Below are 11,736 nucleotides of genomic sequence, written 5' to 3' on the forward strand. Positions count from 1 at the left end.
TTTTCATTTTCAAATAAACAGGATATCAGGACGACGCCTGAGCCAACTCCGGTTCAGCACGTTCACCTACCCAAGAACGGTACATAGTCACTGATGTGTACAGCACCACACCAATCACCAGCCAGGCCAGCAATTGCAAATCAAGAGATTTGACCAGATAGGCTGCAATCACAACGCCAATCGGACCGGTAATAGCCACAACCAATGCCGCACGGCTATTAATACGGTTCTTACGTATAAAACTACCCGCCGAAAAGAAACTAAGAAACGCACATGAGCACATCATAATCGGGAAGGCCGCTAACGGATGCATACCCAGCAGGTAAACCATTGTCATGCATGGCGCATAAAGGCCAATACCGATGGTCATCAAGGCACCAAACAAGAAATTACCGGCAATACCAACAGCCAGTTTCCAGCCGCTTAATCCCAACGCTTCACCGCCGAGCGGGAATAATTCCAACTGCCCTGCCAGCATCAAACTAGCAACAACCAACAGAGCTCCACTCATAACCAGACGGATCAACTGGCGATCCCAGCCCGAAACCAGCCTTGCACCAACGGTAGCGCCAAAGCAAGCAGCCAGTACCATACTAACCAGAGTCAGCGGATCAACATCCACCGCAGTCAAAAAGATCAGAGACTGTACCGACGTAGACATTACCGCCTGGCAGTTCAGCGTACCGGGTAACAGCTGATCATCAATCAGCTTCATTTGCTTGTAGCCAGCCGTCTTAATGGCAAAACTGCCAACCCCGAGGGTATCGCAGAAATTGGCAAAGCCACCAATAAGACCAATTGGTAAGATTTTTGTTTGCGCTTCCTGCGTACGGTTCTTACGCCATGCATTAAAAAGCATGACCATAAAAACGCCTCCACCTACAAGCAATCCAGCTTGTATGACTGTAAAGACCGTCATTTATTACACAAAAATTTCATGAAAAGGAGGCTATTGTCCATGAACTTAGAGAATGATTCTATCTTTTTGGCAATTGTCTTAATTTGCTATTAACATCACGTTGTGAAACCATATTTCCCTGTAATACTCGGCGTACAGCACGCCATTGATAAGATAATCATTAAGTATTCTGTTACCCACTTCCGCAACTCGTCATATTTTAACAATAATATTAGTAAGTTACGTTATAGCCCATGCAGTCATATCTTGCTCGACAGCCCGTATTAAACCGAGACAAGGCAACCGTTGGATACGAATTGCTGTTTCGCGATGGCCCCAATAATTGCTTTCCCAACGTAGAAGATGAACAAGCAACTAACCGTCTGCTAGCCGATAATTTCTTCACATATAATGCGGCCCAGGTGACTGCCGGGAAAAAAGCCTTTGTCAATTTTCCTCATAGCAGCCTGATTCAGCGCATTCCTCTGATGTTCTCAAAGCAGAGTTTCGTGATTGAAGTATTGGAAAGCTGCGAGCCGAATGATGAACTGCTGGAAGCGGTAATTGAGCTGCATCAGAAAGGCTATACCCTGGCCCTGGATGACTTTGTTCCTCATGCAGTGTGGAACCGATTCCTGCCATATATCCATATCATCAAGTTCGATATTCGCGTAACTCCAATCGCTAAGGCCAGTTTTTTTATCCGCCACCACAAGGATAAGAGCAATAAACTCCTTTTCTTGGCTGAAAAAGTCGAGACCCATGAAGAATTTATAGACGCACGAGATGCAGGATTCGACTTGTTCCAGGGTTACTTCTTTAGCCGTCCGGAAATGATCCAGCGCAAAGCGCTAACGCCTTCAGCTCTGACGACGCTACGCCTGTTTCAGGAAATCAGCCAGACAGATGTCAACTTTGATAAAGTGGAAAGCATCATTGCGACCGATGTTTCGCTGTCCTACAAGATGCTCCGCCATGTCAACAACATGAAATCAACCCAAGCCAAGCCTGTTACCTCATTCAAACAGGCATTGGTCTATCTGGGAGAAGAGCGTTTACGGCGCTTTATCACCTTCGTGGCCACAGCACACGCGATGGAGAAAAAGCCGGCTTCATTGTATAGCCTGTCACTGCAAAGAGCCCATCTCTGTGAGCGACTAGGTAAACAAGTAACACCCGCAATCGCCGGTAACCAGGCCTTCCTAACCGGATTGTTCTCACTATTGGATTCAATCCTGGATCAGCCAATCGAAGAACTGATCAACCTTCTCCCGCTTAGTGAGGAGATCAAGCAGGCTCTGGTCAACCAAACCGGTCAACTCGGCCTCATCCTCCTACTTATGGAAGCCTATGATACTGCCAACTGGGAAAACGTCAGTCGCTTCAGCAAGGAGCTAGCAATCAATGAAACTAGCGTTGCAGACCTTTATCTGGAGTCAGTAAAATGGACCACTCTTTTTGAACAACAGCAACAGAGTAACTAATGTCAACTCCAGCTCAATTATGCCCGTGCGGCAGTAAGAAAATACTGACAACCTGCTGTCAGCCGATCCATCAAATACCATCTCGTGCTGAGCACCCAGAGCAACTGATGCGGGCTAGATACAGTGCCCATGTGTTGGGGCTGGTTGACTTTGTCGTGGCAACCTATCACCCAAGTTGTGAAGCAGAACAACACCGTGAAGCCATTGCTGAATCAGTGCATTCTAACTGGCTGGGGCTGGAAGTCGTAAGTAGTGAAATAGCAGCAAACGGAGAAGGCTTCGTCGAATTCAAGGCATATTACCAAGAAGGCAAGGAGGAATTCTGCCTCCAAGAGAAATCACGCTTCCTGCGCGAACCATGTGGTGATACATCTCAATGGTTCTACATTGATGGCGAATACCCGGAGCCAGAAACTGAACCAACTCAACAACCGCAGGTTATCAGTGATAAAGTTGGCCGAAACGATCCGTGCCCATGCGGCAGCGGAAAAAAATTCAAAAAATGCTGCAGCTAGTTTTGAATTACAATCCTCACAACTAAAAACAGGGACTTGTTCTGACAAGTCCTTGTTTTCTCATTCATTATATCCGTATCATCCATTTTTCTAATCAACATCTCATCCCAGCACTAAAACACAAAACAGCGTGCAAAAAACACTCACCCCATAATCTTAATTGTCGATAAAGCAATCAGAACTCAACTGTGTAACGAGACAATGACATGATCAATCCAAATAACAATCTGCCGTTGACTGCTCAAAAACAGCTGAAAAAAGTCACTCAGGCATCACTGATCAACGAACGAAAACAAAAAGTGGAAGCAAACAGCGAGAAGAAAAAAGATCCTCCCCAGGAGCGCCCTAAAAAAACGCCCTAGAAAAGGGCTTCTTGATGTATATGTTTAAACAGAACCAATGTTAGATAAATATTACGCTGCATATAGCACTTTCAAGCCGAGCGCTTTTAAGTGCTTATTCTTCAATCATTATCTTCCTCTTTTGATCATTCGGCATTCTTACTTTTTTATTAAGTTAATTTTTCTTTAAAAATCCTGTTGCAAAATCATATCAGCTTAGTTAGTGTGAATAACAAGCAATGAGTAAATAATGATTTATACAGAGTAAATAATTATGCGTATCCTATTGGTAAACCTTCATCACCATCATCATCCTGACTAGTCTTTCGGGAGGATACGCCTCACTCTGGAAGACGCAGAAACACTCTTCCAGCGGTCAGTAGCAATAGCAGTTCTCAGACCCTCGGAAGAGCCATCTTCCGAGGGTTTTTTCATTTTCAGGCTTAATGATTTATCGGATACAGGGAACAAAACGATGCAGACACAACGACTACGAATTGCCATCCAAAAAAAGGGACGCCTAAGCAAAGAATGCCAGGACCTGCTTAAACGCTGTGGTGTGAAATTCAACATGGTAGGCGAGCGCCTGGTTGTGCATTCTGAAAATATGCCTATCGACCTGCTGCTGGTTCGCGACGACGATATCCCAGGCCTGATCATGGATGGCGTAGTCGATTTAGGGGTAATTGGTGAAAACGAACTGGAAGAAGTTGGTCTAGAGCGCGCAGCACGTGGTGAAGCTTCAGGCTATGTGAAACTACGCCGCCTCGATTTCGGCGGTTGCCGCCTTTCCATTGCCATCGATAAAGACGCCAAATACAACGGCCCACAAGATTTACAAGGTAAGCGCATCGCTACCACCTACCCCCAGCTTGTAAAACGTTACATGGATGAACAAGACGTCCAGTTCACTACTTGTATGCTAAACGGCTCAGTTGAAGTTGCTCCCCGTGCCGGTCTGGCTGATGCTATCTGTGATCTGGTTTCAACTGGCGCCACCCTGGAAGCCAATGGCTTAAAAGAAGCGGAAGTCATCCTGCGATCCAAAGCCGTTCTTATTCAGCGTATCGGTGAGTTCAGCACTGACAAGCAAGAGCTGATCGGTCGCCTCCTTACCCGGATGCAAGGTGTTATCCAAGCCAAAGAATCCAAATACATCATGCTGCACGCACCAACAGAGAGCTTAGATAAAGTAAAAGCTTTGTTACCCGGAGCTGAAGATCCGACAGTACTACCATTAGCTGCCGACAAAAGCCGCGTTGCCGTCCATCTTGTCAGCACTGAAAACCTTTTCTGGGAAACCATGGAAGAACTCAAAGGGCTGGGTGCCAGCTCGATCCTTGTCCTACCTATTGAAAAAATGATGGAATAAGACGATGAAAACTGTTGTATGGCAATCTTTAAGCGAAAGCCAGCAGGAATACCTGTTGCAACGTCCGGCGATCACCGAAGGGGCAAACATCACGGCTATCGTCTCCGCAGTTATAGACAATGTCCGCCAGCAAGGTGACGCAGCCCTTATTGAGCTCACCGAAAAATTCGACAAGGTGCGCCCAGATAGCATCAAAGTCAGCCAAAACGAAATCGAAGCCGCCGCTGAACGCCTGAGCGACCAAATGAAGTTGGCACTCCAGCAGGCCTATAACAATATCGCCACCTTCCACCGAGCTCAAAAACAAAAGCCTCTTCGGGTGGAAACCCAGCCAGGCGTGGTTTGCGAACAGGTTACCCGGCCAATTAATTCTGTCGGCCTGTATATTCCCGGCGGCAGCGCCCCGCTGCCATCGACCGTTCTCATGCTCGGAGTACCCGCACAAATCGCTGGCTGCAGGCAAGTAGTCCTGTGCTCCCCACCACCGATTGCCGATGAAATCCTCTATGTCGCCAAACTATGCGGCATCGATAAAATTTACAATGTCGGTGGTGCGCAAGCCATTGCCGCCATGGCCTACGGCACTGAATCCGTCGCTAAGGTTGATAAAATTTTCGGCCCTGGCAATGCTTTTGTCACCGAAGCCAAACGTCAGGTCAGCAACGACTTCCGCGGTGCAGCCATCGATATGCCTGCAGGGCCATCAGAAGTCCTGGTGATTGCCGACGCAACAGCCGATCCAGATTTCATTGCCGCCGACCTGCTCAGCCAGGCCGAACACGGCCCAGACTCCCAGGTAGTACTGGTCACTCCGGAACCGAGCCTTGCCGAACGGGTAGCAGATGCGATCCAGAAACAACTTGCTGAGCTGTCTCGAGCCGAAATCGCCCGCCAGGCATTGGGCTCAAGTCTGCTTATCGTGGCCGACACCCTGACCCAGTGTGTATCTATTTCTAACCACTACGGACCGGAGCATCTCATTGTCCAGACCCGCGACCCACGCAGCCTGGTATCACAACTGGATAACGCAGGTTCCATTTTTCTTGGCAGCTGGTCGCCAGAATCAGTCGGTGACTATGCCTCAGGCACCAACCACGTGCTGCCGACTTACGGCTATACCCGTACATACTCCAGCCTTGGGCTGGCTGATTTTACCAAACGTATGACAGTTCAGGAGCTAAGTTCTGACGGTCTGCAACAGCTGGCACCGACTGTTGTCACTATGGCAGAAGCCGAAGGACTAGATGCCCACAAGCGTGCCGTTACTATCAGGATGGAAAAACTTCTCGCTCAAACGCCGGCTGCTAAGGAGGCACAATAATGACAATCACCAAACTAGCCCGAAAAACGGTACGCGAACTGACACCATATCAGTCAGCACGTCGCCTGGGTGGTCGCGGGGATATCTGGCTCAATGCCAATGAATCGCCTTTTGCCAACGAATACAATATCAAATGTGATCGCCTGAACCGCTACAGCACCTGCCAGCCCGACGAATTGATCCAAGCCTATGCAGACTATGCCAAAGTCAGAAAAGAACAAGTTCTGACCTCTCGCGGTGCTGACGAGGGAATTGAACTGCTAATCCGCACTTTCTGCGAACCGAACCTGGATAGCGTACTTTACTGCCCGCCAACTTACGGCATGTATTCAATCAGCGCCGAAACCTTCGGTGTAAACACCAAGACCGTACCACTGAACGAACAATGGCAGCTGGATCTACCCGCTATTTGTGACAACCTCGACAGCGTCAAACTGATTTTTGTTTGTAGCCCAAACAATCCGACCGGCAATCTGATCAACCGCCAGGATATAGAATCCCTGCTTGATATGGCCACTGACCGGGCGCTAGTCATCGTCGATGAAGCTTATATTGATTTCTGCCTGGAAGCATCGACAGCCGACCTACTTGATAACTATCCGAATCTGGTGATCCTTCGTACCTTATCCAAAGCTTTTGCTCTTGCCGGATTACGTTGTGGATTTACGCTGGCAAACCCGGACGTTATCAGCTTACTGCTAAAAGTAATTGCTCCTTATCCGGTACCAGTGCCTGTCACCGACATTGCAGTACAGGCACTATCACCCGCAGGGCTGGCAAAAACAAAATTCCAGGTACTCGACCTCAGCGCCAACCGCGCCTATCTTCAGGCAGGTCTGAGTATGCTACCGAACGTAACCGTATTCGATGGCTACGGTAACTACCTATTGGTGAAATTCCCCGATGCCGACACCTTGTTTAATGCTTTATGGGAACACGGCATTATTCTGCGGCGTTCTCCAATTAAGAATTGCATCCGCATCAGTATCGGCAACCGAGATGAGTGCGAAAAAACCCTAGCCTTCATCCGTGACCAAATTGAGCTGAACCAAGCATAAAGGGACATCATTGTGAGCAAGGAAAAGATTCTATTTATTGACCGTGACGGCACTTTAATTGTTGAGCCACCCATTGATTTTCAAGTCGACCGCCTGGATAAACTCAAACTGGAGCCCTTAGTAATCCCGTCACTGCTCCAGTTACAGGATGCCGGATACACGCTGGTTATGGTAACAAATCAAGATGGCCTGGGCACTGACAGCTACCCACAGGAAGATTTCGACGCCCCGCACCAAATGATGATGGAAATTTTCGAATCACAAGGGGTCAGGTTTGCCGATACATTAGTTTGTCCGCATTTTGAAGAAGATAACTGTGCCTGCCGCAAACCCAAACTGGGAATGGTTAAAGAATATCTCCGCGAAGGCCGGGTCGACTTCGAGCACTCAGCCGTTATCGGAGATCGTCCTACGGATCTTGAGCTAGCCGAAAACATGGCAATCCGTGGTATTCGCTACGCCCCGGTTCCGGCTGATGAGACAACCATGAACTGGCCACAGATCGTCAAAGATCTCACAACCTCACCGCGGATCGCCGAAGTTATTCGTACCACCAAAGAAACCAATATCCGCGTCAAGGTCAACTTGGATGAGTCCGGAGGTAATGTAATTGAAACCGGACTGGGTTTCTTTGATCACATGTTAGATCAAATCGCCACCCACGGCGGATTCCACCTGGAACTGACGGTAGACGGCGACCTGCACATTGATGATCACCACAGTGTAGAAGATACCGCGCTGGCGCTCGGCGAAGCGCTGAAAAAGGCGCTCGGTGACAAACGCGGGATCAGCCGCTTCGGTTTTAGTCTGCCGATGGATGAATGCCTGGCACAGTGCGCGCTGGATCTCTCCGGTCGCCCGTACCTGAAATTTGATGCTGCATTTGACCGCGAGCAAGTCGGCGACCTGTCAACAGAAATGGTGTCGCACTTCTTCCGTTCCCTGACCGATACCCTGGCCTGCACACTTCACCTGTCATCGACCGGTGATAACAACCACCACATTGTCGAAAGCTTGTTCAAGGCATTTGGCCGTACCTTACGCCAAGCTATCCGTGTCGAAGGCAACGAACTACCGAGTAGTAAAGGGGTACTGTAATGGCAAAAGAAAACCAGCAAATCGTCATTATCGATACAGGCTGCGCCAATGTCTCCTCTGTACGTTTTGCCATCGAACGGGAAGGCTATAAGGTTATTGTCAGTAAAGAGCCTGACGTTGTACTCGCCGCCGACAAGCTATTTTTACCTGGTGTCGGCACTGCCAGTGAGGCAATGAAAAACCTGAAGGAACGCAACCTGATCGAGCTAGTCAGAAAAGTCGATAAACCGCTGCTGGGGATCTGCCTCGGAATGCAGCTACTCGGTGAACTCTCTGAAGAACACGGCCAGAGTGGCACCGAACAAGTTGCATGCCTGGGCCTGTGCGCAGCCCCGGTAAAGAAAATGGAAACCGGCGACTTCCCGCTACCGCACATGGGCTGGAATACCGTCACCCCGGAGCCGGGTCATCCGCTTTTTAACGATATTCCGGACGGCAGCTACTTTTATTTTGTTCACAGCTACGCCATGCCGATATTTAATAAAGACGATGCAGGACGCACCATCGCCAGTTGTGAATATGGCAATGCCTTTACCGCTGCCGTACAAAGTGGCAACTACTATGGCGTGCAATTCCACCCCGAGCGCTCTAGCAAGGCTGGCGCACAGCTAATTAAGAATTTCCTTGAAATGTAGGAACAACCAAAGGACTTGATATGATTATTCCCGCTCTTGATTTAATTGACGGTCAGGTTGTTCGCCTTTTTCAGGGTGACTACGGCCAGGTAACTGAATACAAAGTTAATCCGGCCGAACAGTTCGCCCTTTACCACCAGGCTGGTGCCAATTGGTTACATCTAGTTGACCTCACAGGAGCCAAAGACACAACCGCTCGCCAGCTGGATCTTATCAGCAAACTGCTAGCCAGCACGCCGGCCAATATTCAAATCGGTGGCGGAGTACGCAACGAGCAAGATGTCATTGATCTACAGAAAGCCGGAGCTCAACGCGTAGTTGTCGGTTCTACCGCCGTTAAACAACCACAACTTGTAAAAAGCTGGATGGAAAAATACGGCCCGGAAAGTATTGTACTCGCCCTTGATGTCAATATTGACACTGACGGTAACCGCAGAGTCGCCATTTCAGGCTGGCAGGAAGACTCCGGTGTCACCATCGAGGCCCTGCTTGATGACTACCTGACCGTTGGCCTGCGCCACGTACTGTGCACGGATATCTCCCGCGATGGCACCCTGACCGGATCCAATGTCGAACTCTATAAGGACCTGTGCAATCGCTATCCGCAAGTCCAGTTCCAGTCCTCCGGCGGTATTGGCTCGCTGGATGATATCGCCGCCCTGAAAGGCACAGGAGTCGCTGGTGTGATTGTCGGGCGCGCCTTGCTCGACGGTAAGTTCACCGCAGAACAGGCATTTGCCTGTTGGAATAGCTAAAAGACAAGGAGAAAACTATGCTAGCAAGACGAATCGTCCCTTGTCTTGATGTCCGTGACGGACAGGTCGTCAAGGGAGTTCAGTTCCGCAACCATGAAATCATCGGCGACATCGTCCCGCTTGCCAAACGCTACGCAGATGAAGGTGCTGATGAACTGGTATTCTACGATATTACCGCTTCCAGTGATGGTCGAGTCGTCGACAAGAGCTGGGTAGCACGGGTTGCCGAAGTCATTGATATCCCGTTTTGTGTCGCAGGCGGGATCAAGTCGACTGAAGATGCTGCCCGTATCCTACAATTTGGCGCAGACAAAGTGTCAATCAACTCCCCGGCTCTGCTCAACCCAGCGCTGATCACCGAGCTGGCTGATAAATTCGGGGTACAGTGTATTGTGGTCGGTATCGACTCCTACTTTGATGCAAAAGCAGGCAAATACCAAGTATATCAATTTACCGGAGATGAAAGTCGCACCCAAGTCACCCGATGGGAAACCCGCGACTGGGTAGAGGAAGTACAAAAACGCGGGGCCGGTGAAATCGTCCTGAACATGATGAACCAGGACGGTGTCCGGCAAGGCTATGACCTCAAACAGCTCAATATGGTACGGGAAGTTTGTCACGTCCCCCTGATCGCTTCCGGTGGTGCAGGAGAAATGGTTCACTTCGCCAACGCCTTTAATAAAGCCAATGTTGATGGAGCCCTGGCGGCATCCGTCTTTCATAAGCAGATCATTAATATCGGCAAGTTAAAACAGTACCTGAAACAACAAAATGTGGAGATCCGACTATGAGCCTGGCGACAAGTATCAATTGGGAAAAAGTTGACGGGCTGGTTCCGGCAATCATCCAGGATAACACCAGTGGACAGGTCTTGATGCTGGGTTATATGAATGAAGAGGCGTTGAATAAAACACTCGATACCCGACAAGTCACTTTCTGGTCACGCAGCAAAGAGCGGCTCTGGACCAAAGGTGAAACGTCAGGCAATGTCCTCAAACTAAAAAGCGTTAAGCTGGATTGTGATCAGGATACGCTACTGGTCAAGGTTGACCCTGTCGGCCCGACCTGTCACCTCAACACACCCACTTGTTTCGACAGCAATACGGCAGAAGAAGGACAGGTTGAACAGCCTGCGCTGGTGTTCCTTCATCAACTGGAACAAGTCTTGGCTGCTCGTAAGGGTGCCGATCCAGCCTCTTCCTACACAGCCAGCCTCTACGCCCGAGGCACCAAGCGTATTTCGCAAAAGGTGGGTGAAGAAGGCGTCGAAGTCGCGCTTGCGGCAACGTCGGGTGACAAGGAGGAGCTAGTTTGTGAGTCAGCCGATCTAATCTACCACCTGATCGTATTGCTTCAGGATCAAGGACTCTCACTGTCAGATATCACCGCCAAATTACAAGAGCGCCATAAATAACAGCCTCAAGTAACCAACAGATAAATTATTTCTGGGGCCATAACGTTAAAAACCTGGGGACTTCCCAGGCTTCTTTTTTTGCCATATAGCAACAAATATCTGTCAGGATAATATCAACCGGGGTAAGTAAGTATTCAGATAATTGCTCAAGAAAAATCATCTAGAACAAGGAATAATGATCAAATACTTATGCTGATTGATATAATTCCTTATCGGCCTAGCGCTTCTTTATAATGCTTGCGACAAACAGAAACATAACGATCATTACCGCCAATTTCCACCTGATCACCATCAGCAATTGCTCGTCCGGTTTCGTCTTGACGGATCACCATATTCGCTTTACGACCGCAATGGCAGATGGTTTTCAATTCAACCAGCTTATCTGCCCACGATAATAAGTAACGACTGCCTTCAAATAGCTCGCCACGGAAATCACTACGCAAACCGTAACACAAAACAGGAATATGCATTTTGTCGACAACTTCTGTCAGTTGATACACCTGCTCTTTGGTCAAAAACTGGCATTCATCAATCAATACACAATCAATTTTCGTGGTCGCAGCCAGGTCCTGAAGTTTACGATAAAGGTCATCACCAGCACAAAATAGCTCAGCGTCTTCTTGTAGACCAATACGAGAACTCACCTTTCCTTTACCATATCGATCATCAATCGCCGCAGTAAAAATCACCGGCGTCATACCACGCTCTCGATAGTTAAAAGATGACTGTAATAAGGTCGTCGACTTACCCGCATTCATTGCCGAGTAATAGAAATACATCTGGGCCATATGGCTCCCCGTCAAAGCGCAAAAAACTGCGCAAATGCTACAGAAAAGAGGGGGGAA

Annotated in this window: 13 protein-coding genes and 1 other annotated feature; of the genes, 11 read left to right on the forward strand and 2 right to left on the reverse strand. The window is 48.7% G+C overall.

The window, feature by feature from the left end:
• Window positions 1-25 precede the first annotated feature (25 nt).
• Window positions 26-919 (reverse strand): sulfite exporter TauE/SafE family protein, encoded by an 894-nt coding sequence (locus tag Q0852_RS04700; RefSeq protein ID WP_299014576.1) that lies wholly within the window; start codon window positions 917-919, stop codon window positions 26-28.
• A gap of 233 nt (window positions 920-1,152) precedes the next feature.
• Here Q0852_RS04700 and Q0852_RS04705 point away from each other — a divergent pair, with 233 nt between their 5' ends.
• The 11 genes from Q0852_RS04705 (at window position 1,153) to hisIE (ending at window position 10,891) form a co-directional block, all read left to right on the forward strand.
• Window positions 1,153-2,382 (forward strand): EAL and HDOD domain-containing protein, encoded by a 1,230-nt coding sequence (locus Q0852_RS04705; protein WP_299014579.1) that lies wholly within the window; start codon window positions 1,153-1,155, stop codon window positions 2,380-2,382.
• Entirely contained in the window at window positions 2,382-2,897 is a 516-nt protein-coding gene (locus Q0852_RS04710) for a YchJ family metal-binding protein (RefSeq protein ID WP_299014582.1), read from the forward strand. The genes Q0852_RS04705 and Q0852_RS04710 overlap by 1 nt, the downstream gene beginning before the upstream one ends.
• Before the next feature lie 206 nt (window positions 2,898-3,103).
• Window positions 3,104-3,259, forward strand: a complete 156-nt coding sequence (locus Q0852_RS04715; protein ID WP_299014585.1) for a hypothetical protein — start codon at window positions 3,104-3,106, stop codon at window positions 3,257-3,259.
• Window positions 3,260-3,535: 276 nt separating this feature from the next.
• Window positions 3,536-3,673: a sequence feature (His leader region), on the forward strand.
• Window positions 3,674-3,713: 40 nt separating this feature from the next.
• Window positions 3,714-4,610, forward strand: coding sequence for an ATP phosphoribosyltransferase (hisG, locus tag Q0852_RS04720; protein WP_299014588.1), 897 nt, complete (start codon window positions 3,714-3,716; stop codon window positions 4,608-4,610).
• A 4-nt stretch (window positions 4,611-4,614) separates the two neighbouring features.
• Window positions 4,615-5,931 (forward strand): histidinol dehydrogenase, encoded by a 1,317-nt coding sequence (gene hisD, locus Q0852_RS04725; protein ID WP_299014591.1) that lies wholly within the window; start codon window positions 4,615-4,617, stop codon window positions 5,929-5,931.
• Window positions 5,931-6,989 carry a histidinol-phosphate transaminase gene (hisC, locus tag Q0852_RS04730; RefSeq protein ID WP_299014593.1) on the forward strand — a complete coding sequence of 353 codons (1,059 nt, stop codon included), beginning with the start codon at window positions 5,931-5,933 and terminating at the stop codon, window positions 6,987-6,989. The genes hisD and hisC overlap by 1 nt, the downstream gene beginning before the upstream one ends.
• Before the next feature lie 9 nt (window positions 6,990-6,998).
• Entirely contained in the window at window positions 6,999-8,087 is a 1,089-nt protein-coding gene (gene hisB, locus Q0852_RS04735) for a bifunctional histidinol-phosphatase/imidazoleglycerol-phosphate dehydratase HisB (RefSeq protein WP_299014976.1), read from the forward strand.
• On the forward strand, window positions 8,087-8,722 hold the full coding sequence (hisH, locus tag Q0852_RS04740; protein ID WP_299014596.1) for an imidazole glycerol phosphate synthase subunit HisH: 636 nt from the start codon (window positions 8,087-8,089) through the stop codon (window positions 8,720-8,722). Before hisB ends, hisH begins: the two co-directional genes overlap by 1 nt.
• 20 nt (window positions 8,723-8,742) lie before the next feature.
• The gene (hisA, locus tag Q0852_RS04745) at window positions 8,743-9,477 is read left to right on the forward strand and encodes a 1-(5-phosphoribosyl)-5-[(5-phosphoribosylamino)methylideneamino]imidazole-4-carboxamide isomerase (protein ID WP_299014599.1); all 735 of its coding nucleotides are present in this window, start codon (window positions 8,743-8,745) and stop codon (window positions 9,475-9,477) included.
• A 17-nt stretch (window positions 9,478-9,494) separates the two neighbouring features.
• The gene (hisF, locus tag Q0852_RS04750) at window positions 9,495-10,268 is read left to right on the forward strand and encodes an imidazole glycerol phosphate synthase subunit HisF (protein ID WP_299014602.1); all 774 of its coding nucleotides are present in this window, start codon (window positions 9,495-9,497) and stop codon (window positions 10,266-10,268) included.
• Window positions 10,265-10,891, forward strand: a complete 627-nt coding sequence (gene hisIE, locus Q0852_RS04755; RefSeq protein WP_299014605.1) for a bifunctional phosphoribosyl-AMP cyclohydrolase/phosphoribosyl-ATP diphosphatase HisIE — start codon at window positions 10,265-10,267, stop codon at window positions 10,889-10,891. The genes hisF and hisIE overlap by 4 nt, the downstream gene beginning before the upstream one ends.
• Before the next feature lie 209 nt (window positions 10,892-11,100).
• Here the strand turns inward: hisIE and Q0852_RS04760 are convergent, their stop codons facing one another.
• Window positions 11,101-11,679, reverse strand: coding sequence for a thymidine kinase (locus Q0852_RS04760; RefSeq protein WP_299014607.1), 579 nt, complete (start codon window positions 11,677-11,679; stop codon window positions 11,101-11,103).
• Between the last annotated feature and the right edge of the window lie 57 nt (window positions 11,680-11,736).

Origin of the sequence: uncultured Photobacterium sp., assembly GCF_947502415.1 — a bacterium.
In the GTDB taxonomy this organism is placed as follows: Bacteria; Pseudomonadota; Gammaproteobacteria; order Enterobacterales; family Vibrionaceae; genus Photobacterium.

Coding starts and splice junctions, on each gene's coding strand:
- Q0852_RS04700 (WP_299014576.1), bottom strand. CDS start 919: ATGACGGTCTTTACAGTCATACAAGCTGGATTGCTTGTAGGTGGAGGC.
- Q0852_RS04705 (WP_299014579.1), top strand. CDS start 1,153: ATGCAGTCATATCTTGCTCGACAGCCCGTATTAAACCGAGACAAGGCA.
- Q0852_RS04710 (WP_299014582.1), top strand. CDS start 2,382: ATGTCAACTCCAGCTCAATTATGCCCGTGCGGCAGTAAGAAAATACTG.
- Q0852_RS04715 (WP_299014585.1), top strand. CDS start 3,104: ATGATCAATCCAAATAACAATCTGCCGTTGACTGCTCAAAAACAGCTG.
- hisG (WP_299014588.1), top strand. CDS start 3,714: ATGCAGACACAACGACTACGAATTGCCATCCAAAAAAAGGGACGCCTA.
- hisD (WP_299014591.1), top strand. CDS start 4,615: ATGAAAACTGTTGTATGGCAATCTTTAAGCGAAAGCCAGCAGGAATAC.
- hisC (WP_299014593.1), top strand. CDS start 5,931: ATGACAATCACCAAACTAGCCCGAAAAACGGTACGCGAACTGACACCA.
- hisH (WP_299014596.1), top strand. CDS start 8,087: ATGGCAAAAGAAAACCAGCAAATCGTCATTATCGATACAGGCTGCGCC.
- hisA (WP_299014599.1), top strand. CDS start 8,743: ATGATTATTCCCGCTCTTGATTTAATTGACGGTCAGGTTGTTCGCCTT.
- hisF (WP_299014602.1), top strand. CDS start 9,495: ATGCTAGCAAGACGAATCGTCCCTTGTCTTGATGTCCGTGACGGACAG.
- hisIE (WP_299014605.1), top strand. CDS start 10,265: ATGAGCCTGGCGACAAGTATCAATTGGGAAAAAGTTGACGGGCTGGTT.
- Q0852_RS04760 (WP_299014607.1), bottom strand. CDS start 11,679: ATGGCCCAGATGTATTTCTATTACTCGGCAATGAATGCGGGTAAGTCG.